Consider the following 20968-nt stretch of genomic DNA (forward strand, 5'->3'; position numbering starts at 1 on the left):
GCATAGTTGGTTACAGGCAAGGCCCGATAGCCTTGCGCAACCCGCTGTCGTCTTCTGGCAATACAAACTCTGCAATCAGTGGGGTATCACTCTTGCGGGAAGGCAGTGTCAAAGTTACACGTTGACCATGGGCAGTGTCAGTGAGCCAGTAATGCAACTCGCGCTTGTTGATGGTCATACCAAACTCAAACACCCAACCATCTCCTTGCAGGCTCCTTACTGAGCCCCAACCGCTAACCAGATAGCTGATGGGCGCGCGCGTGCTGGTTGTCAGGCGCAATGGTCCGTTTGCCGGCGCGCCCGGGCCTTCATAATCATCGGCATTGAAGCCAAGTCGCTGTGTCGGGATAGTCAGGGACATACTCATCGGGTTATCAGGATGACAACTTATCGCCAATAGGGCTTCGCCGGTTTTGCCGTCATAGCGCGTATTTCCGCTGAGAAGGGCAGTTTGAAACCGGCTGTCGTCGGAAGTTTTTTCCACCAGCCAGTGTTTGCCCTGATCAGAGGAATGGGAACTTTCAGTCGCAGCCCAGGCAGGTGTTAGCGCCGCAAGAAACAACGCTAGCGAATAAAGAGAGGCTGATGCTGATTTCATCTGATGTTCCTTCCGAAAAGTCCCGGGACAGTAAATGAAAATTGCTTGAAAGTTTCACAGAACTATTTTCAAAAAAATGCAAAAGCGTTTTGCCTGAAAATTCCCGCCCACAAAAAAGGCCTCCCGAAGGAGGCCTCTTTTTTGTCACGCCGCTTGCGCAGGCGCTACCGGATCAGCAGCTGTAGTACAGCTCGTATTCCAGTGGGTGTACGAAGGTACGTACCTTGATTTCTTCTTCGCTTTTCAGAGCGATGTAAGCGTCGATGAAGTCGTCGCTGAAAACGCCGCCTTTGGTCAGGAACGCACGACCTTTGTCCAGCTCGTCCAGGGCTTCTTTCAGGCTGCCGCAAACTTGTGGGATCTCTTTCGCCTCTTCAGGCGGCAGGTCGTACAGGTTTTTGTCAGCTGCGTCGCCAGGGTGGATCTTGTTCTGGATGCCGTCCAGGCCGGCCATGACCAGTGCAGCGAAGGCCAGGTACGGGTTGGCTGCCGGATCCGGGAAGCGAGCTTCGATACGGCGAGCGCGAGGGCTGGACACGTAAGGAATACGGATCGAAGCGGAACGGTTGCGAGCCGAGTAGGCCAGCATTACCGGAGCTTCGAAACCTGGGACCAGACGCTTGTAGGAGTTGGTCGACGGGTTGGTGAAGCCGTTCAGGGCCTTACCGTGCTTGATGATGCCGCCGATGAAGAACAGAGCGGTATCGGACAGGCCGGCATAGCCTTCGCCAGCGAAGGTGTTCTTGCCATCTTTGGCGATGGACAGGTGAACGTGCATACCCGAACCGTTGTCGCCGTACAGCGGCTTAGGCATGAAGGTCGCGGTGCGGCCATAAGCGACAGCCACGTTGTGTACGCAGTACTTCAGGGTCTGAACTTCGTCAGCCTTGGCTACCAGGGTGTTGAACTTCACACCGATTTCGTTCTGACCGGCAGTTGCCACTTCGTGGTGGTGAACTTCGATGACCAGGCCCATTTCTTCCATGGCGTTGCACATGGAGGTACGGATTTCGTGGTCGTGGTCAAACGGTGGAACCGGGAAGTAACCGCCTTTGATACCTGGACGGTGGCCATGGTTGCCGCCTTCGATGTCCTGGTCGGACATCCACGAACCTTGTTCGGAGAAGATTTTGAACATCGAGCCGGAAATGTCCGACTTGAACTTAACCTGGTCGAAGATGAAGAACTCAGGCTCCGGGCCAACGAAAACGGTGTCGCCGATACCGGTCGACTTCAGGTATTCCTCGGCACGCTTGGCGATCGCACGTGGATCGCGATCGTAGCCTTGCATGGTCGAAGGCTCGATGACGTCGCAAACGATGATCAGCGTTGGGTCTTCGGTGAACGGGTCGAGAACGGCAGTGCTGTCGTCCGGCAGCAGGATCATGTCGGAAGCTTCGATGCCTTTCCAGCCGGCGATGGAGGAACCGTCGAACATTTTGCCTTCTTCGAAGAAAGCTTCATCCAGCGCGTCGCGAGCCGGCATGGTCACGTGGTGCTGAGTGCCTTTGGTGTCCGTGAAGCGCAGATCAATCCACTTGACGTCATGATCTTTGATGAGTTGAACCGACTTCGACATAGTGTCCTCCGGGTGGCTTCGGGCTTAGTAGTGGATGCCCTTGGAATGTGGGTGATGCCGGCGCGAATACTCTGCCAAGGCAACCTACCTCACAAGGGAGCAAATTGCATGCCAGTGCCCCACCATGGGTTTTTTGCGCCAATTTCACGCTTATAAAGGCACAAAGCATCTGTAAGCGGAAAATCTCGCCCTACAATGTAGCGTTAAATTCAACAAATGACCTGTTTTGGTGCGCGCAAAACCTTCTGCACATTAACTGGTTAAACCTTGAGCAATTTCCGCTATAATCCGCGCCCCCCTTTTTCGGCTGGCCCAGCGCGCGCTGTTTTCATGAAACTAATCGTAAAAGTCTTCCCCGAGATCACCATCAAGAGCCGCCCGGTACGGATGCGTTTCATCCGCCAGTTGGCCAAAAACATCCGTACTGTGCTCCGCGACCTGGACCCGGCTGTGGTGGTGAACGGTGTGTGGGACAATCTCGAGCTGGAAACCCGGGTCAGCGAGCCCAAAGCCCTGAAGGAGATGACCGAGCGCCTGAGCTGCATGCCGGGCATCGCACATTTCCTGCAGGTCGACGAATACCCGTTGGGTGACTTCGACGACATCGTCGCCAAGTGCAAGCAGCACTTTGGTGATGCGTTGGCCGGGAAGATTTTTTCGGTGCGCTGCAAGCGTGCCGGCAAGCATGAATTCAGTTCGATGGACGTCGAGAAATACGTCGGCAGCCAATTGCGTCGTCAGTGCGGCGCCGCCGGAATCTCGCTGAAAGACCCGGAAATCGAAGTTCGCATCGAAATTCGCGACAAACGGTTGTTCGTGATCCACAGCCAGCACAACAGCATCGGCGGTTATCCGCTGGGTGCCCTGGAACAGACGCTTGTGCTGATGTCCGGCGGCTTCGATTCCACCGTTGCTGCTTACCAGATCATGCGGCGAGGGCTGATGAGCCATTTCTGCTTCTTCAATCTGGGCGGACGAGCCCATGAACTGGGCGTTATGGAAGTCGCGCACTTCATCTGGAAGAAGTACGGCAGCTCCCAACGCGTGTTATTTGTGAGTGTGCCGTTCGAGGAAGTACTGGGAGAAATTCTCGGTAAAGTCGATAACAGTCATATGGGCGTAGTTTTGAAGCGTATGATGTTGCGCGCTGCTTCCCGTATTGCCGATCGGCTGGACATCGATGCGCTGGTCACCGGCGAAGCGATTTCCCAGGTGTCGAGCCAGACGCTGCCGAACCTGTCCGTGATCGACTGCGTGACCGACAAGCTGGTCTTGCGTCCGCTGATCGCCAGTCACAAGCAGGACATCATCGACCTGGCCAACGAAATCGGTACTGCCGACTTCGCCAAGCACATGCCGGAATATTGCGGGGTCATCTCGGTGAACCCCAAGACCCACGCCAAGCGTCCACGCGTGGAGTACGAAGAACAACAGTTCGACATGGCAGTACTTGAGCGTGCGCTCGAGAACGCCAAACTGGTGCCGATCGATCGCGTGATCGATGAATTGGGCCAGGATTTGCAGATCGAAGAAGTCAGCGAAGCGCTGGCTGGTCAGATCGTCATCGACATCCGTCATCCGGATGCCGCTGAAGACGACCCGCTGGGACTCGTTGGCATTGAGGTACAAACGATGCCGTTTTATGCATTGAACGCTCGTTTCAAGGAACTGGACCCTACTCGCCAGTACCTGCTGTATTGCGACAAAGGCGTGATGAGTCGCCTGCATGCCCACCATTTGCTCAGTGAGGGGCATGCCAATGTGCGCGTTTATCGACCGAGCTAAGTGCCCGGGGCTGTTTGCCTGTGGCCTGCGTCACCGGCCCCCCGACGCCGCCGTCAAGCTGTAACGGCTTTGCCGGACTCTACTGTTAATCGCTGCCAAGACTTGTCAGCACACCGAATCCTCTGATCGAGATACACAAGTGATCGAAAATCTACGCAACATCGCCATCATTGCTCACGTTGACCATGGTAAGACCACCCTGGTAGACAAACTCTTGCGTCAATCCGGCACCCTGGAGCGCAACGAGCTCAACGACGAGCGCGTGATGGACTCCAACGACCAGGAGAAAGAACGCGGTATTACCATTCTGGCGAAAAACACCGCCATCAACTGGAACGGCCACCACATCAACATCGTGGACACCCCGGGCCACGCCGACTTCGGCGGCGAAGTTGAACGCGTAATGTCGATGGTTGACTCCGTTCTGCTGCTGGTTGACGCTCAAGACGGCCCTATGCCGCAAACCCGTTTCGTGACCAAGAAGGCTTTCGAAGCCGGCCTGCGTCCAATCGTGGTCATCAACAAGGTTGACCGTCCAGGCGCGCGTCCGGACTGGGTTCTGGACCAGATCTTCGACCTGTTCGACAACCTCGGTGCTACCGAAGAACAGCTGGACTTCAAAGTCGTCTACGCCTCGGCCCTGAACGGCATTGCCGGTCTGGAACACACCGACATGGCTGAAGACATGACCCCGCTGTACCAGGCGATCATTGACCACGTACCGGCTCCAAAAGTTGACCGTGACGGTCCGTTCCAGATGCAAATCTCGGCACTGGACTACAACAGCTTCCTGGGTGTTATCGGCGTTGGCCGTATCGCCCGTGGTCGCGTCAAGCCGAACACTCAAGTTGTGGCTATCGACGCCGACGGCAAGCGCCGTAACGGTCGTATCCTGAAGCTGATGGGTCACCACGGTCTGCACCGTATCGACGTTGACGAAGCAGCTGCCGGCGACATCGTCTGCATCAGCGGCTTCGACCAGCTGTTCATCTCCGACACTCTGTGCGACCCACTGAACGTCGAAGCGATGAAGCCGCTGACCGTTGACGAACCAACCGTTTCCATGACCTTCCAGGTTAACGACTCGCCGTTCTGCGGTCGTGAAGGCAAGTTCGTCACCAGCCGTAACATCAAGGAACGTCTGGACAAAGAACTGCTCTACAACGTTGCTCTGCGCGTTGAAGAAGGCGACACCGCCGACAAGTTCAAAGTCTCCGGCCGTGGTGAGTTGCACCTCTCGGTACTGATCGAAACCATGCGTCGCGAAGGCTTCGAAATGGGTGTTGGTCGTCCGGAAGTGATCATCCGCATGGTTGACGGCGTCAAGCACGAACCGTACGAAAACGTGACCATCGACCTGCCAGAAGAATCGCAAGGTTCGATCATGGAACAGATCGGTATCCGTAAGGGCGACCTGACCAACATGGTTCCGGATGGCAAGGGCCGTGTGCGCCTTGAGTACAACATCCCGGCTCGTGGCTTGATCGGTTTCCGTAACGAGTTCCTGACCCTGACCTCCGGTGCAGGCATCCTGACCTCGATCTTCGACCGTTACGACGTGATGAAGTCCGGCGACATGTCCGGCCGTCAGAACGGCGTGCTGGTTTCGGTTGCTACCGGTAAGGCTCTGACTTACTCGCTGGAAACCCTGCAAGCTCGCGGCAAACTGTTCCTGGGTCACGGTGAAGACGTGTACGAAGGTCAAATCGTCGGCATCAACAGCCGCGACAACGACCTGGGCGTTAACCCAACCAAAGGCAAGAAGCTCGACAACATGCGTGCTTCGGGTAAAGACGAAACCATCGCTCTGGTTCCGCCTATCCGTTTCACCCTGGAACAAGCTCTTGAGTTCGTGCAAGAAGACGAACTGTGCGAAGTCACTCCTAAGTCCATCCGTCTTCGTAAGAAGATCCTGGGCGAAAGCGAGCGTACCCGCGCTGCCAAGAAAGCCGGTAACTGAGTCTCGACTTAGTTAACAGCTAAAAAAACGCCCCCGACCGCAAGGTCGGGGGCGTTTTTGTATGTCCGGAATTTGTGCGGTGTTTGTGCTGGCCTCATCGCGAGCAAGCTCGCTCCCACAGTGAATGGTGGTGTTCACAAAATCTGTGGTCAGCACTGAACCCTGTGGGAGCGAGCTTGCTCGCGATGAGGCCGGTTCAGGCAGCGAGATTCCGCATCAGAACTTCTCGAGGGTCCGACGGCTCTCGCTGGTCTCGCGCGCCACTTCTTTCGGCTTATACGCGCAATACCCCGGCCGCGGCCCGATTTTCGGGTGGTTGCGGCAAGTATCCGGGCGCTTTTCATAAATAGTGCACAGACGGCTCTTACGATCCAGGTACAGGCAATCGTTGTTGCTCATGCGCTGAAGGGTGAAGATCTCGGACTTCTGGTTGTAACGCTCGACGATCCCTTCCTTCTGCAAACGCTTGGCGATGTTCTTCGGCGGCTCGCCGCGCTCGAATTCATCGACGATGCCGATACGGATCAGATCCTTGATCTTGACCTCGACCGGCAGGGTGCAGCAGCTGGAAACGCACGAACCACACATCGGGGCGGAGTACTTGGCCCAGGTATCGAGGCGATCGATCTCCGCGGCGGCGATCAGGTTGGACTTCATCATCGGTTGTTACCAGCGTGCATCAGGGCGCGCGATCATACCGGGACTGGTGGATTTTTGAACAACCTTTCGCCAGATTTTTTCGTATTCCGCCCAATAACACCTGTAACCCGGCACGGCCCCTGCATTCTTTCCGGTGCGCGACAAGGTAATGTCGATCTATCTCACACTAACGGGAAAATCTGCCGAACCAGAGTTCCAACGGCCTGTCAGACCGTCTAGGCTCAACAACTCCACGCTCGCTCGAGGTCCTATCGATGACTCAAGAACCACTTGTTCGCGAAGCAGAGGTGGCCGCATTCCGCGACGCCGTCTTGACCAAACTCACCTACGCGGTGGGCAAAGACCCGGATCACGCCTTCGACCACGACTGGTTCGAAGCCATTGCCCTGGCGGCGCGCGATCACATGGTCGAGCACTGGATGGATCACACCCGGCAGATCTACCGCAAAGGTCAAAAGCGGGTTTATTACCTCTCCCTCGAATTTCTGATCGGCCGTCTGCTCTACGACAGCCTGAGCAACCTTGGCCTGTTGGACGTTGCCCGCGAGGCCCTGACTGAGCTCGGCGTCGACCTTGAACGCATCCGCCTGCTGGAACCCGACGCAGCGCTGGGCAACGGCGGCCTCGGTCGTCTGGCCGCGTGCTTCATGGAAAGCATGTCGACCCTCGGAATCGCCGGCCACGGTTACGGCATTCGTTACGAACACGGCTTGTTCCGGCAGGCCATCGTCGACGGCTGGCAACAGGAACAGACCGAACACTGGCTGGATTTCGGTAACCCTTGGGAGTTCGAGCGACCAGAGGTCGTTTACCCGATCGGTTTCGGCGGCAGTGTCGAAACCGTCACCGACGAAGCGGGCAAGTCCAAGCAAGTCTGGACCCCGGCGGAAACCGTTCGCGCGATTGCGTATGACACGCCGGTTGTCGGCTGGCGCGGAGCGAGCGTCAACACGCTGCGCCTGTGGCGCGCCCGGGCCATGGAAGATTTGCACCTCGAACGCTTCAACGCCGGCGACCACTTGGGCGCCGTGGCAGAAGTCGCCCGGGCCGAAAGTATTTCCCGGGTGCTCTACCCGGCGGACAGCACCGAAGCGGGCCAGGAACTGCGCCTGCGACAGGAGTATTTCTTCGTCGCCGCGTCCTTGCAGGACTTGCTGCGTCGTCATCGCAACATGCATACCTCGGTCCTGACCCTGGGCGATCATGCAGCGATCCAGCTCAACGACACCCACCCTTCGATTGCCGTTGCCGAACTGATGCGGCAACTGGTCGATGTCTATGACGTCGCGTGGGATGCGGCATGGCAGGTCACCGTCGACACGCTGTCCTACACCAACCACACGCTGCTGCCGGAAGCGCTGGAAACCTGGCCGGTGGGTTTGATGGAGCGGATGTTGCCGCGGCACATGCAGATCATTTACTTGATCAACGCCCAACACATCGATTCGCTGCGCGCCAAAGGTATTCACGACTTTGAAGTGCTGCGCGCGGTGTCGCTGATCGAGGAAGACAACGGCCGTCGTGTACGCATGGGCAACCTCGCGTTCCTTGGCTCCCACAGCGTCAACGGCGTGTCCGGCTTGCACACGCAACTGATGCGCGAGACGGTGTTCTCCGAACTGCACAAGCTCTATCCGGAGCGGATCAATAACAAAACCAACGGCATTACTTTCCGGCGCTGGCTCTACCAGTCCAACCCCCAACTGACCTCGATGATGGTCGATGCCCTCGGCCCGGAACTGCTGGATAACCCCGAAGAGCGCTTGCTTGATCTGGAGCCGTTCGCCGAGAAAACCGCGTTCCGCAAAGCGTTCGCCGAACAGCGGCTGCACAACAAAAAAGCCCTGGCGTACATCATTCACGAGCGACTTGGCGTTGCGGTCAACCCGGCGGCGATGTTCGACGTGCAGGTCAAACGGATCCACGAATACAAACGTCAGTTGCTTAACCTGTTGCACACCGTTGCGCTGTACCAGGCCATTCGCGCCGAGCCGGAAATCGATTGGGTGCCGCGGGTGAAGATCTTCGCCGGCAAGGCGGCGGCCAGTTATCACCAGGCCAAGCTGATCATCAAGCTGACCAACGACATCGCCCGGGTGGTGAACAACGACCCGACCGTGCGCGGTTTGCTGAAAGTGGTGTTCTTGCCCAACTACAACGTCAGTCTGGCGGAAAGCATCATCCCGGCAGCGGATTTGTCGGAGCAGATCTCCACCGCAGGCTTCGAAGCCTCGGGCACCAGCAACATGAAGTTCGGCCTGAACGGCGCGCTGACCATCGGCACCATGGACGGGGCCAACGTCGAAATGTGCGAACGTATTGGCGTCGAACACATGTTCATCTTCGGCCTCAGCGCTCAGCAGGTTGAAGCGCGCAAGCAGAACCATGAGTTCAACGCGACGCCGGATATTGCCGCATCCCATCGGCTCAATGACGTGCTGCAAGCGATACGCGGCGGGGTGTTCTCGCCGGATGATCCTTCCCGTTACACAGGATTGATCGATTCGCTGATCGACTACGATCGCTTCCTGGTCTGCGCCGATTTCGACTCTTACTGGGACGCGCAGATGCGGGTTGAAGCCCATTGGCACGATTCGAAGGAATGGTGGCGTTCGGCGGTGCTAAGCACCTCCCGGATGGGCTGGTTCTCGTCCGACCGGACCATTCGTGAGTACGCCACGGATATCTGGAAAGCTTTGGAGTAAGCCTTCGTTCGGGTCGATATACTGACGCCCCGGAAAAGATCGCAGCCTTCGGCAGCTCCTACCGTCAGCGTTCACCTAACATTGGGTGAACGCGGTCGGTGTAGGAGCTGCCGAAGGCTGCGATCTTTGCTGTACGGGCTGCGCTAATCTTCTTCGATTGGCCTCTGCGCTTAGGGATTCGACCATGCAATGGATGTTCATGCTGATTGGGCTGGTGCTGGGCTGGGTACTCGATGAGTCGTTCAGCGATGCGCTGCTGGGCGCGCTGCTCGGGTTGTGCATTGCCCAGGCCATTCGCATCGGCCGCTTGGGGTCACAAGCTGACGAGCAGAGCCGGCTGCTTGAACAGGCGCAGGTGGCGCTGAATGCGGTCGAGCAACGGTTGGCGTTGCTGGAGGTATCAGGCGTCAAGGCGTCGGAAATCAGCGAGCCGATTGCCAGCGAAGCTGCTGCATCTCCTGAATTCATTCTCGACGAAATCCCTGTCGAAGCCCCGGAGCTGATCTGGGAACTCCCTCCCGAACTGGAACCGATTACCGCGGCCGCCGCCGAAAGCAGCCGTCCAGTGCCCGTCGATGCCTGGAAACCCGAACCGCTCGCCCGCGAGCCGCAACAACCCGCCATCCCACGTGGCCCGAACTTCATCGACCGCGCCATCAGCGGCGCACGCAACTGGCTGTTCGGCGGCAACACGGTGCTGCGGGTCGGTGTGGTGCTGTTGTTTCTCGGCCTGGCCTTCCTGCTGCGTTACGCCACCGAAGGCATGGTGGTGCCGATCGAGTTGCGTTACGCCGGTGTTGCGGCGGCGGCATTGGGTCTTCTGGGGCTGGGTTGGTGGCTTAGAGCACGCAACAGCCATTACGCGTTGATGTTGCAGGGTACCGGGATCGCGGTGTTGTACCTGACCGTGTTTGCCGCGATGCGCCTGCATCCGCTGCTTGATCCCACGGCGGCGTTAGGCCTGCTGGTCGCGGTGACGGTGTTCTCGGCGATCCTCGCCATCACCCAGGATGCCTTGGGTCTGGCTGCCGCTGCGGCACTCGGTGGTTTCGCGGCGCCGATCCTGACCTCCACCGGTGCCGGCAACCATGTCGCGCTGTTCAGCTACTTCGCCTTGCTCAACGCCGGCATCCTCGCCATCGCCTGGTTCAAGGCCTGGCGGCTGCTTAACTTGATCGGCTTCGTCGGCACCTTCGGCATCGGTTTCGCCTGGGGCCTGCGTTCCTATACCCCGGAACTGTTATGGAGCACTGAGCCGTTCCTGATTGTGTTTTTCCTGATGTACCTGGCCATTGGTCTGCTGTTCGCCCGGCGCAAATTGCTGGAAATGAGCGACGCACCCGAGGACGGCAGCCGTGAGGCGCTGCTGCACTGGTCGGCGCGCAAGGGCGATTACGTCGACGGCACAATGCTGTTCGGTCCTCCGTTGGTGGGCTTCGGCTTGCAGTTCGCGTTGGTCCAGCACTTGGAGTTCGCCGCAGCCTTCAGCGCGTTGGCGTTGGGCATGATTTACATGGGCCTGGCGCGGTTGTTGATGGGCGGACGAGCGTTGCTGCTGGCGGAAACCTGTCTGGCGCTGGGGGTGATCTTCGCCAGCCTCGCGATTCCGTTGGGGCTCGATGCGCGCTGGACTGCTGCTGCCTGGGCCGTCGAAGGCGCCGGCATCTTCTGGCTTGGCCTGCGTCAGCAACGACCGCTGGCCCGAGCCTTTGCCTTGCTGCTGCAACTGGGCTCGGCGCTGGCGTTTATCAGTGAGCTGCGGATCGGTGAAAGCAGCTTGCTCGACGGTGCGCCGCTCGGCGCGTTGATGCTCGGCGTGGCGTTGTTGTTCAGCTTCTATCAAATGCGCAAAGCCTTGCCCGAACAAGCGTCGGAATGGGAACGCAAAGGGCTGCCCGTATTGGCCTGCCTCGGTCTGACCTTCCTCTATCTGCTGGCGCCGTTGTTCTTCTTCACTCACGGCACGGCGATCAGTTGGGCGCTGGCGGGGTTGGCGACGTTGTTCGTTGGCTTGCGTCTGCAATCGCGCACGTTCCTGTTCACCGCGTTTGCCGTGCAGTTGCTCGGCGGTGCGTTGTTCCTGCTGCGGCTGCAAGGTTCGAGCGGTGAGTCCGCCGCTGTGTTCAACGCGGGTTGGAGCGGTCTGCTGAGCGCATCGTTGATCGGCCTGGCGCTGATCGCCGGGATGTTGCTGGCGGCGCGCGATGAGATGGTCCGAAGCGACGTGCGCTTGCTGCGCGGCTTGTCGGTGGTGTTGCTCGCCGGTCTGGTGTTGATCAATCTGGCGGTGCTGTTCGTCTTGCCTTGGCAAGCGGCGAGTGCCGTATGGGCGGCCAGCGGTCTGTTCATTATCTGGCTGAGTCTGTATCTGAAGCAGCGCGTGAGTTTTGTCTTCGGTTTGCTGTTGCAGGTCATCGGCGGCGCGGCGTTCCTGATGGCCGGGCCTGATTTGCTAGGACCACTTGCGAGCGAAGGATTGAAGCCTCTGGCTCATAGCGGTTTCTGGACACCGCTGGTGTTGGGTTTGGCTGCGATGATTGGCGCCTGGCGCTTGCAGCTCGGCAATCATGCTTCGGCCTTCGATGTGCTGAGCTTGCAGCGTTTGTCCGAAGTGCTGCTGGTGTGGGGCGCGGGGTGGTGGGCGCTGGCGTGGATCAGTGAAGTGCTGCGATTCGCACCGTTGAATCTGCAAGCGACCTTGTTGCTGGCCGTTGCGGCGCTGAGCGTGGCGCTGTGGACGGTATTGGCGCTGCGCCTGAAATGGTCGTCGCTGGCCTTGCTCTGCACTTTGCTGATGCCTGCTACCGGTTTGGTGTTGTTGGCTGCGTGGCACTCGCGTTATCACCCGGCGGCCAACGTCGGTTGGCTGGTTTGGGCGGCCGTGTTCGTTGTGCACTTCATCTCCCTGCGGCGTTTGGCGCCGATGTTGCCGGAGCGTGCCCTGAGCGCGGCCCATGTGCTCGGCTGCTGGCTATTGATCGGTGTGTTGGCCCTGGAGCTGCGTTACGGCCTGTTGCTGTTGTCCGAGCAGTACAACGCCTGGCGCTGGTTGGGTTGGGCGATTTTGCCGAGCCTGTATCTGGTGCTGATGGCGGCACCCCGGGCCTGGCCATGGTCGGTGTCGGCTTATTCGCGCGAGTACCGTGTGTACGCGGCGGCACCGCTGGCGTTGCTGATGCTCGGCTGGTTCTGGCTGGCGAACGTCGTCAGCGACGGCACCGCCGAGCCGTTGCCTTACGTGCCGCTGATCAATCCGCTGGAGTTGGGGCTGCTGTTTGCGCTGTTCGGCGTTTACGTGTGGTCCCGCAGCGCCGTGACGCCACTGGCGATTCGCAAGGACTACTTGGATCACGCCACGCAACTGATCGCTGGCGCCTCGCTGTTTGTGTTCTTCACGGCCCTGGTGATGCGCACTACCCACCATTGGGGCGGTGTGCCGTTCGAGCTGGAGGCGTTGCTCGAATCCATGCGGGTGCAGGCCGGTCTGTCCATCGTCTGGACCTTGATGGCCCTGAGTCTGATGATCGGCGGCCATCTGCGTCATCGCCGCGAAGTCTGGCTGATCGGTGCGGCGCTGATCGGTGTGGTGGTGGCCAAACTGTTCTTTGTCGAATTGAGTAACCGCGGCGGACTCGCCCGGATCGTCTCGTTTATCGGCGTTGGCGTGTTGCTGTTGGTGGTGGGCTATTTCGCCCCGTTGCCGCCCAAGCGCTTTGATGCTGTGCCGGAGGCTGAAAAACCGGCCCCGCAAACCGAAGGAGTGTCGTCTTGAGTCAGAAGCTGAACCGTGTCTGGTTGGGCGCTGTTGCGCTGGGTGTGGCGCTGTCGGCCAGTGCTCAGGAAAAATTGGCGGACTTCGCCACGCAGGTGCCGTTGTCGGTCAGCGGCGAAGGTCCGTGGTATCGCCTCGAATTGCCGTTGAGCGTGCAATTGAATGCGCGGCAAACCGATCTCAGCGATGTGCGCGTGTTCAATGCCGCCGGTGAGGCTCAGGCGTATGCCTTGGCGCGCGCGCCGGCGCAGACCAGCGACAACCGTACCCTGACCGACGTGAAGTGGTTCCCGCTGTACAACTCGGCGGACTCCACTGAGCACGCACCGAGCGTGCGGGTGCAATCGAGCGCCAACGGCACGCTGGTCGAAGTGCAGCCGTCCAGTCAGCTGGAGGCGGGTGAAGAAATGCTGCGTGGTTGGTTGCTCGACGCCAGCAGCATCAAAGCACCGTTGCAGCAGTTGATCCTCGACTGGACCAGCGAACGCGACGGCTTCCAGCGTTTCACCATCGAAGCCAGTGACGACTTGCAGCATTGGCAGTCGTGGGGCGAAGGGCAGGTGGCGCGCCTGACGTTTGCCGACGAGCGGGTCGAACAACATGAAGTCGCCTTGCCGGGTCAGTCGGCCCGTTATCTGCGCTTGCTATGGAGCACGCCGCAATCGGCACCGACGTTGACCTCGGCGCAACTGCAAAGCGCCAAGACCCGCAGCCTGCCGCTACCGCTTGTCTGGTCGCAACCGCTGGCTGGCAGCAGCGTAAAGGCCGGTGAATACACCTGGCAATTACCCATGGGGCTGAATGTCGAGCGCTTGCAGGTCGAGTTGAGTCAGCCCAACAGTTTGGCGCCCGTGACCTTGTCCGGTCGTCGGGAAAGCAGCCTGCCGTGGCAGGCGCTGAGCAGCGGTTTGCTCTATCGCCTGACCCAGAGTGGCCAGGACGTGGTGCAGAACGAATTGCAGCTGTCGGGGCAAACCGTGCAGCAGTTGAAGCTGACGGTGGACGAGCGCGGCGGCGGCTTGGGGGCAGAGGCACCGACAGTGCGATTCGCCGTGCGCTCCATTCAATTGGTGTTCCTGGCGCGCGGAGCGGGGCCTTATACGCTCGCACTGGGAAGTGCCACGGTGAAGGCGGCGAACCTGCCGCTGTCGACGTTGATTCCGGATTACAGTGCTGCAAAGTTGGCGACGTTGGGCAAGGCTACGGTGGAGGGCGGGGCGGTGGCCACGCCAGCGTCGACAGTGACAACGGCTGCGACGATGGACACAAACTGGAAGAAATTCGGGTTGTGGGCGGTGTTGCTGCTCAGTGTTTTGTTTCTGGCCGCGATGGCGTTCAGTCTGTTGCGCAAACCACCAGTCAAACCCTGAAGGCGGGTGCTGCGCACCCCAATCGCGAGCAAGCTCGCTCCCACAGGGTCCGCGTTTCTCTGTGGGAGCGAGCTTGCTCGCGATAGCGGTTTCCAGGTCGGTAAAAATGTCGGTTTCGAACTACGCTCAACCGGGCGCATGAACTCTATTGGGTGTAACACGTCTGATAGGAGGAAATGCGCCCCGACTCGCGTTAAACTGCGCGGGTTTTTAGCCCCCCATTCCACCGGAGCCTTCCATGTCCCGCGTTACCCTGAGTCGCTATTTGATTGAGCAGACCCGTAGCAACAACACCCCTGCCGATCTGCGTTTCCTGATCGAAGTGGTGGCGCGCGCCTGCAAGGAAATCAGCCACGCCGTGTCCAAAGGCGCCCTCGGTGGTGTCCTGGGCAGCATGGGCACCGAAAACGTCCAAGGCGAAGTGCAGAAGAAACTCGACGTGATCTCCAACGAGATTCTGCTCGAAGCCAACGAATGGGGCGGTCACCTGGCCGGCATGGCGTCCGAAGAAATGGACAATGCCTACCAGATCCCGGGCAAATACCCGAAAGGCGCGTACTTGCTGGTGTTCGACCCACTGGACGGCTCGTCGAACATCGATATCAACGCACCGGTCGGTACTATCTTCTCGGTGCTGCGTTGCCCGAGCGAATACCTGAGCCAGAACGAAGCCTTGAACGAAAAGGCCTTCCTGCAGCCAGGCACCGAGCAGGTAGCCGCCGGTTATGCCATCTACGGCCCTCAGACCATGCTGGTACTGACCTTGGGCGACGGCGTAAAAGGCTTCACTCTGGACCGCGAAATGGGCAGCTTCGTGCTGACCCATGAAGACATCAAGATTCCGGAGTCCACTCAGGAATTCGCGATCAACTCGTCCAATCAGCGTCACTGGGAAGCTCCGGTACAACGCTACGTCGGCGAATTGCTGGCTGGCGAAGAAGGCCCGCTGAAAAAGAACTACAACATGCGTTGGGTCGCCGCGATGGTCGCGGACGTGCACCGCATCCTGACCCGTGGTGGTCTGTTCATGTACCCACGCGACAGTCGCGAGCCGTCCAAGCCGGGCAAGCTGCGTCTGATGTACGAAGCCAACCCAATGTCGTTCCTGGTTGAACAGGCTGGCGGCGCTTCCACCGATGGCCATCAGCGCATCCTCGACATCAAGCCTGACGGCTTGCACCAGCGTGTCGCCGTGTTCCTCGGTTCGAAAGAAGAAGTCGAACGCGTCACGGCTTACCACAAGGAATAAACCATGACCGCGCCCTGGCAGCCGTTGCTCGAATGGTGGTTCGGAACGCTCGAATCCCCCAACGAAATAGCGGCTGACAAGGGCAAGTTATGGTTCGGCAAGCGCGACAGCCAGGACCTCGAAGCGCGCACGCGTTTCGGGGACTTTGTCGAGCAGGCACTGGCCGGCGGATTGACCGAGTGGGCGCAACGCCCCGAAGGTTGGCTGGCTCTGGTGCTGCTGCTCGATCAACTCCCGCGAATGATCTTTCGCGACACTCCCAAATCCTTTTCAGGCGATCTCAGGGCTCAGGCACTGGTGGCGCAAGGCATTGCTGCGGATTTCGATCGGCAGTTGCGGCCGATCCAGCGGGTGTTCATTTACCTGGTGTTTGAGCATTGCGAGAATCTGGCGGTGCAGAACGAAGCGGTTTCGCGGTTTATCGAGCTGGTGGCGCAGCAGCCTGAGGCTGATCGGGCGGTGTTTGCCGATAACCTGGATTATGCCGAGCGGCATCAGAAAGTAATTGCGTGGTTTGGGCGGTTTCCGCATAGGAATGCGGTGTTGGGGCGGGAATCTACGGCTGAGGAAATTGAGTTTCTGAGCGGGCCTGGGTCTCGGTTCTAACTCTTCGTTGCGGCTTAGGCCGTCATCGCGAGCAAGCTCGCTCCCACATGGGTTCTATGTCGTACACATAATTTGTGTCCAATGAAAATCCCCTGTGGGAGCGAGCTTGCTCGCGATGAGGCCGCAGAGAACGCCTTAGATCCGGAAGCTTCCGACCAACTGCTTCAACCGCGCCGCCTGCTGCTCAAGGTCTGAGCACGCACGCAACGTCGCCTGCAAGTTCTCCACCCCTTCCTGGTTCAGCGTGTTGATCTCGGTAATGTCGACGTTGATCGACTCCACCACAGCTGTTTGCTCTTCTGTCGCAGTGGCCACCGACTGGTTCATCCCGTCGATCTCACCGATACGCTGAGTCACGCTGCCCAGACGTTCGCCAGCCTGGTTGGCGATGCCGACGCTGCTTTCGCTCTGGCGCTGGCTGTCGGTCATGGTGATCACGGCTTCCCGGGCGCCGACTTGCAGTTCCTCGATCATCTTCTGCACTTGCTGCGCCGAATCCTGAGTACGGTGCGCGAGGTTACGCACCTCGTCCGCTACCACGGCAAAACCGCGACCGGCTTCACCGGCACGGGCCGCTTCGATGGCTGCGTTGAGTGCCAGCAAGTTGGTCTGCTGGGAGATGCTGGTGATCACTTCCAGAATCTGCCCGATGTTCACGGTGTTGCTGTTGAGCGTTTCGATGTTGCCGCACGAATCGCTGATCTTCGCCGAGAGCTGCTGCATCGCCGCGATGGTTTTATCGACGACTTGCTGGCCGTCTTCGGCCAATGCGCGAGCATCGCTCGAATGCTGAGAGGCGAGGGCGGCGTTCTGGGCGATTTCCTGGGCGGCGGCGCCCAGCTCGTTGATGGCGGCGGCGACGCTGCTGGTGCGCGAGGCTTGCTGGTCGGAGTTGAACATCGACGAGTTCGACGCGGCAACCACACGCAGCGCGACTTCATTGACCAGGCCAGTGGCCGAGGACACCTCGCGGATCGACGTGTGAATACGCTCCACGAAACGGTTGAACGAGGTGCCCAGCGCGCCGAATTCGTCCTGGCCGTGAATGGTCAGGCGTTTGGTCAGGTCACCTTCGCCTTCGGCGATGTCATGCATGGCGCGGCCCATGGTCAGCAGCGGCTGCATCAGGAAGCTGATCAGCATGCCCAGCAACGCGATGATGATCACCACGGCAATGACCATGGCGATGATCGCCGAGGTGCGGAATTCGCTGAGCATCGAGAACGCGGTGTCCTGATCCAACACCAGCGCCACGTACCAGTCTGCCGAGGGCACACCATTGACGTGGGTAAAGGAGATGAATTGGGTCTTGCCGTCGAGTTCGACTTCTTTCATGCCCGGGCTGACTTTTGGCGCGCCGTTCGGGTAGGCGTCCGTCAGGCTCTTGAGCACCAGTTTGCTGTCCGGGTGAATCAGGATCTTGCCGTCGGCGCTGACGATGAACGCATGGCCGTGGCCGCCGAAGTTCAGCGAGTTGATGATCGCGCTGACGCTGGACAGGTCGATGTCTGCGCCGGCGACGCCGATCATTTGATTCTGATGTTTCACCGGCGTGGCGACGGTGATCACCAGTTTGCCCGACGACGCGGCGATATAAGGTTCGGTGACGATGGTCGTTTGCGCGTTGTTGGCCGCCTTGTACCAGCCACGGGCGCGGGGGTCGTAATCCGCGGCACGATTGCCGGCCGGGACCGAGAACATCACGCCGTCGGTGCCACCGAAGTAGCTCAACTGGAAATTACTGGTGTAGGCGGGCAGGTCGATGGCGCGCTTGAGGTTGGCCTGGGCGCTGCCGTCCACGGCGATCTGCTGGGACAGCGATTGCAGCAACTGCATGCGGCTTTCCAGCCAGGTCTGGATGTTGCTGGTAGTCAGGCTGCCGAGTTCCTGCATCGAGGATTCGGTACTGCTGCGCAGAGTTTGCCGCTGGCGGTAGTCGTTGAAGAGGATGAAACAAGCGAATGCAACGGCCACCACGAGGGCAGCAGCCAACAAGATCTTGTGGCTGAACTTCATGTTTCTGGTCATTAAATGTACTACCGCGAAGAGGCTGGTCAACAAAGGGGCGTCAATTTGCCACAGTCGTGGGCTTGCGCTGCTTATATGTCGACTGAGCGGCGGCAAAGATTAGGCGGGTTTTGCGAAAACTAACGAAACACTCAACAGCAAATGAAAGTTCCTGATATTTCACGAAAGACAGACGAGCGGCCCACAAATAGCCGGCCAGCCACGGAACCAGACAGGGGTTTTCTCTTCTAAGCTTCAGCTTGGCAGCCATGCCATTCCCCTTCGCCCCAGGAGCTACACCATGTCGCTGCGTTCTATTGCCCTGCTTTCGTTCTGCGTGTTGTTGGCCGCGTGCAGCAAGGTTAATCAGGAAAACTACTCGAAGCTGTCGTCAGGCATGCCCAAGGCCGAAGTAGAAACCTTGCTGGGCAAACCCGCCGATTGCTCGGGCGCGCTCGGCATGTCCAGCTGTACCTGGGGCGACAAAAACAGCTTTATCAGCGTGCAGTACGCCGGTGACAAAGTGCTGATGTTTTCCGGCCAAGGCCTGAAGTAATCCGGGGCTATGCGCCCACGGGAGAAAAACAATGAAGCGGTTACTGATAGTCCTTTTAGCCGGCCTGGTATTGGCCGGCTGCGCCACGTCTGGCGTAGATCCGTTGGCACCGAAAACTGACAACAGCGTCAATCTCAAGAAGTACCAAGGGACCTGGTACGAGTTGGCCCGTCTGCCGATGTATTTCCAGCGCAACTGCGCGCAATCCGAAGCCCATTACACACTCAAGCCTGACGGCAAGGTGTTGGTGCTGAACCGCTGCCTGACGGCAGACTGGCAATGGGAAGAGGCCAAAGGCGTGGCCTGGCCACAGGAGCCGGGCAAAACCGACAAGCTGTGGGTCGAGTTCGATACCTGGTTTTCGCGGCTGATTCCGGGTGTGGCGAAGGGAGAGTACTGGGTGTTGTACGTCAGCGATGACTACAAGACCGCCATTGTTGGCGATCCGGGCCGCAAGTATCTATGGCTGCTGTCACGGACCCCCACGGTCAATGGCGTAGTGCGTGAAGAGCTGCTGAGCAAGGCACGTCAGCAGGGTTACGACACTACCCGGTTGATCTGGCGCGCGACAGATACGCAAATGGCCAAGACCTCTAACTAACGGTGCGGCTGAAAAAAAGATCGCAGCCTGCGGCAGCTCCTACAGGGATCGAGTGATTCTGTAGGAGCTGCCGAAGGCTGCGATCTTTTGCTTTTAACCGAGCAAGTCGCGCAGGACTTGGGTGAACGCGCGGTTACTCTCTTCTTCGTCCGCATGACGCCCATCACGCACAACCCACTGGCCATTGACCAGTACATCCCGCACCTGACGATCGCCACCGGCAAACAACCAACGATTGAGAATCCCGTCACCACTGGCCGTGGCCAGGTACGGATCGTTGCCGTCGAGCACCAGCCAGTCCGCACGTTTGCCGACTTCCAATGCACCAATCGGCTGACCTAGCGCCTGTGCCCCGCCATCCAGCGCGGCGTCGTACAGTGTGCGGCCAACCATCGGCTGATCCGCACCATACAAACGATTACGGCGTTGGTCGCGCAGACGCTGGCCGTATTCCAGCCAACGCAATTCTTCCACCACGCTCAATGACACATGGCTGTCGGAACCGATGCCCATGCGCCCGCCCTGAGCGAGGAAATCCACCGCCGGGAAGATCCCGTCGCCGAGGTTGGCTTCGGTGGTCAGGCATAAGCCGGCGATAGCGCGACTCTTGGCCATCAGCGTGACTTCTTCCGGGTTGGCGTGGGTGGCGTGAACCAGGCACCAGCGCTGATCGACCTCGGTGTTTTCGTACAGCCATTGCAGCGGACGGCGGCCGCTCCAGCTCAGGCAGTCATCGACTTCTTTCTGCTGCTCGGCAATGTGAATGTGCACCGGGCACTGCTGGTCGCTGGCCGCCAGCACTTCGCTGATCTGCTGCGGTGTTACCGCGCGCAACGAGTGGAAACACAAACCCAGCGACTGCGCCGGTTGCTGCGCCAGGATCGGCTGCAAGCGCGATTGAAGCTGGAGGTAGTTTTCGGTGCTATTGATAAAGCGGCGCTGGCCTTCGTTCGGGGTCTGGCCGCCGAAACCGGAATGGCTGTAGAGCACCGGCAGCAGGGTCAGGCCGATCCCGGCGGAACTGGCGGCCTGGCTGATACGTAGCGCCAGTTCGGCCGGGTCCGCGTAAGGCTGGCCGTTGGTGTCGTGGTGTACATAATGAAATTCCGCGACCGAGGTGTAACCGGCCTTGAGCATTTCGATGTACAGCTGACGGGCGATGACGCCGAGTTGATCCGGGCTGATTTTTCCGACTAGGCGATACATCAAATCGCGCCAGGTCCAGAAACTGTCATTCGGATTACCCGCCACTTCCGCCAGCCCGGCCATGGCCCGCTGGAAGGCGTGGGAGTGTAGATTCGGCATACCCGGCAGCAGCGGACCGCTCAGCCGTTCGGCGCCATCTGCGTTGGAATCGGCCTGGATATGGGTCAACACGCCATCGGCGCTGACCTCAAGACGTACATTGTTGGCCCATCCACTAGGCAGCAGCGCGCGTTCGGCAAAGAAGGCGGACATGGTTCAGCACCCCATCGTGTGTTATTTGCATATACATATACAGACGTTTGCCTGCTCGGTAA

Annotated in this window: 15 protein-coding genes; 9 read left to right on the top strand and 6 right to left on the bottom strand. The window is 59.2% G+C overall.

Annotated elements, in window-relative coordinates:
- Nucleotides 1-10: 10 nt before the first annotated feature.
- Both WLY71_RS01070 and glnA read right to left on the bottom strand, forming a co-directional pair.
- The gene (locus WLY71_RS01070) at nt 11-598 is read right to left on the bottom strand and encodes a hypothetical protein (RefSeq protein ID WP_347802160.1); all 588 of its coding nucleotides are present in this window, start codon (nt 596-598) and stop codon (nt 11-13) included.
- Between the two features lie 172 nt (nt 599-770).
- Nucleotides 771-2177: a glutamate--ammonia ligase gene (gene glnA, locus WLY71_RS01075; protein ID WP_347802161.1), complete on the bottom strand. Its 1407-nt coding sequence runs from the start codon at nt 2175-2177 to the stop codon at nt 771-773.
- A gap of 330 nt (nt 2178-2507) precedes the next feature.
- Between glnA and thiI the strand changes: the two genes are divergently transcribed.
- Complete coding sequence (gene thiI / locus WLY71_RS01080) at nt 2508-3962, top strand: tRNA uracil 4-sulfurtransferase ThiI (protein ID WP_347802162.1); 1455 nt, start codon at nt 2508-2510, stop codon at nt 3960-3962.
- 139 nt (nt 3963-4101) lie between these two features.
- Entirely contained in the window at nt 4102-5922 is a 1821-nt protein-coding gene (gene typA, locus WLY71_RS01085; RefSeq protein ID WP_033055293.1) for a translational GTPase TypA, read from the top strand.
- 216 nt (nt 5923-6138) lie between these two features.
- On the opposite strand, the gene WLY71_RS01090 is transcribed toward typA, so the two are convergent.
- The gene (locus tag WLY71_RS01090; RefSeq protein ID WP_008149447.1) at nt 6139-6582 is read right to left on the bottom strand and encodes a YkgJ family cysteine cluster protein; all 444 of its coding nucleotides are present in this window, start codon (nt 6580-6582) and stop codon (nt 6139-6141) included.
- Between the two features lie 254 nt (nt 6583-6836).
- On the opposite strand from WLY71_RS01090, the gene WLY71_RS01095 reads away from it, so the two are divergent.
- The 5 genes from WLY71_RS01095 (at nt 6837) to WLY71_RS01115 (ending at nt 16284) form a co-directional block, all read left to right on the top strand.
- Nucleotides 6837-9287: a glycogen/starch/alpha-glucan phosphorylase gene (locus WLY71_RS01095; RefSeq protein WP_347802163.1), complete on the top strand. Its 2451-nt coding sequence runs from the start codon at nt 6837-6839 to the stop codon at nt 9285-9287.
- Nucleotides 9288-9471: 184 nt separating this feature from the next.
- Nucleotides 9472-13059, top strand: coding sequence for a DUF2339 domain-containing protein (locus WLY71_RS01100; RefSeq protein WP_347802164.1), 3588 nt, complete (start codon nt 9472-9474; stop codon nt 13057-13059).
- Nucleotides 13056-14429: a DUF3999 domain-containing protein gene (locus WLY71_RS01105; RefSeq protein WP_347802165.1), complete on the top strand. Its 1374-nt coding sequence runs from the start codon at nt 13056-13058 to the stop codon at nt 14427-14429. Before WLY71_RS01100 ends, WLY71_RS01105 begins: the two co-directional genes overlap by 4 nt.
- A gap of 238 nt (nt 14430-14667) precedes the next feature.
- Nucleotides 14668-15678: a class 1 fructose-bisphosphatase gene (locus WLY71_RS01110; RefSeq protein WP_347802166.1), complete on the top strand. Its 1011-nt coding sequence runs from the start codon at nt 14668-14670 to the stop codon at nt 15676-15678.
- A 3-nt stretch (nt 15679-15681) separates the two neighbouring features.
- Nucleotides 15682-16284, top strand: coding sequence for a DUF924 family protein (locus WLY71_RS01115; RefSeq protein ID WP_347802167.1), 603 nt, complete (start codon nt 15682-15684; stop codon nt 16282-16284).
- A 135-nt stretch (nt 16285-16419) separates the two neighbouring features.
- Here WLY71_RS01115 and WLY71_RS01120 read toward each other — a convergent pair whose 3' ends face one another.
- Nucleotides 16420-18312 carry a methyl-accepting chemotaxis protein gene (locus WLY71_RS01120; RefSeq protein WP_347802168.1) on the bottom strand — a complete coding sequence of 631 codons (1893 nt, stop codon included), beginning with the start codon at nt 18310-18312 and terminating at the stop codon, nt 16420-16422.
- Nucleotides 18313-18352: 40 nt separating this feature from the next.
- Nucleotides 18353-18562: a hypothetical protein gene (locus WLY71_RS01125; RefSeq protein WP_347802169.1), complete on the bottom strand. Its 210-nt coding sequence runs from the start codon at nt 18560-18562 to the stop codon at nt 18353-18355.
- A 30-nt stretch (nt 18563-18592) separates the two neighbouring features.
- Here WLY71_RS01125 and WLY71_RS01130 point away from each other — a divergent pair, with 30 nt between their 5' ends.
- On the top strand, nt 18593-18847 hold the full coding sequence (locus WLY71_RS01130) for a lipoprotein (protein ID WP_046052167.1): 255 nt from the start codon (nt 18593-18595) through the stop codon (nt 18845-18847).
- A gap of 31 nt (nt 18848-18878) precedes the next feature.
- On the top strand, nt 18879-19448 hold the full coding sequence (locus WLY71_RS01135) for a lipocalin family protein (protein WP_347802170.1): 570 nt from the start codon (nt 18879-18881) through the stop codon (nt 19446-19448).
- A gap of 93 nt (nt 19449-19541) precedes the next feature.
- Here WLY71_RS01135 and WLY71_RS01140 read toward each other — a convergent pair whose 3' ends face one another.
- On the bottom strand, nt 19542-20906 hold the full coding sequence (locus WLY71_RS01140; RefSeq protein ID WP_347802171.1) for a formimidoylglutamate deiminase: 1365 nt from the start codon (nt 20904-20906) through the stop codon (nt 19542-19544).
- Between the last annotated feature and the right edge of the window lie 62 nt (nt 20907-20968).

The organism is Pseudomonas rossensis, assembly GCF_039888995.1.
GTDB classification, from domain to species: Bacteria; Pseudomonadota; Gammaproteobacteria; order Pseudomonadales; family Pseudomonadaceae; genus Aquipseudomonas; species Aquipseudomonas rossensis.

Bases quoted from the DNA above. Each gene is read 5' to 3' on its own strand.
- WLY71_RS01070 (WP_347802160.1), bottom strand. From the start codon at position 598: ATGAAATCAGCATCAGCCTCTCTTTATTCGCTAGCGTTGTTTCTTGCG.
- glnA (WP_347802161.1), bottom strand. From the start codon at position 2,177: ATGTCGAAGTCGGTTCAACTCATCAAAGATCATGACGTCAAGTGGATT.
- thiI (WP_347802162.1), top strand. From the start codon at position 2,508: ATGAAACTAATCGTAAAAGTCTTCCCCGAGATCACCATCAAGAGCCGC.
- WLY71_RS01090 (WP_008149447.1), bottom strand. From the start codon at position 6,582: ATGATGAAGTCCAACCTGATCGCCGCCGCGGAGATCGATCGCCTCGAT.
- WLY71_RS01095 (WP_347802163.1), top strand. From the start codon at position 6,837: ATGACTCAAGAACCACTTGTTCGCGAAGCAGAGGTGGCCGCATTCCGC.
- WLY71_RS01100 (WP_347802164.1), top strand. From the start codon at position 9,472: ATGCAATGGATGTTCATGCTGATTGGGCTGGTGCTGGGCTGGGTACTC.
- WLY71_RS01110 (WP_347802166.1), top strand. From the start codon at position 14,668: ATGTCCCGCGTTACCCTGAGTCGCTATTTGATTGAGCAGACCCGTAGC.
- WLY71_RS01115 (WP_347802167.1), top strand. From the start codon at position 15,682: ATGACCGCGCCCTGGCAGCCGTTGCTCGAATGGTGGTTCGGAACGCTC.
- WLY71_RS01120 (WP_347802168.1), bottom strand. From the start codon at position 18,312: ATGACCAGAAACATGAAGTTCAGCCACAAGATCTTGTTGGCTGCTGCC.
- WLY71_RS01125 (WP_347802169.1), bottom strand. From the start codon at position 18,562: ATGGCTGCCAAGCTGAAGCTTAGAAGAGAAAACCCCTGTCTGGTTCCG.
- WLY71_RS01130 (WP_046052167.1), top strand. From the start codon at position 18,593: ATGTCGCTGCGTTCTATTGCCCTGCTTTCGTTCTGCGTGTTGTTGGCC.
- WLY71_RS01135 (WP_347802170.1), top strand. From the start codon at position 18,879: ATGAAGCGGTTACTGATAGTCCTTTTAGCCGGCCTGGTATTGGCCGGC.
- WLY71_RS01140 (WP_347802171.1), bottom strand. From the start codon at position 20,906: ATGTCCGCCTTCTTTGCCGAACGCGCGCTGCTGCCTAGTGGATGGGCC.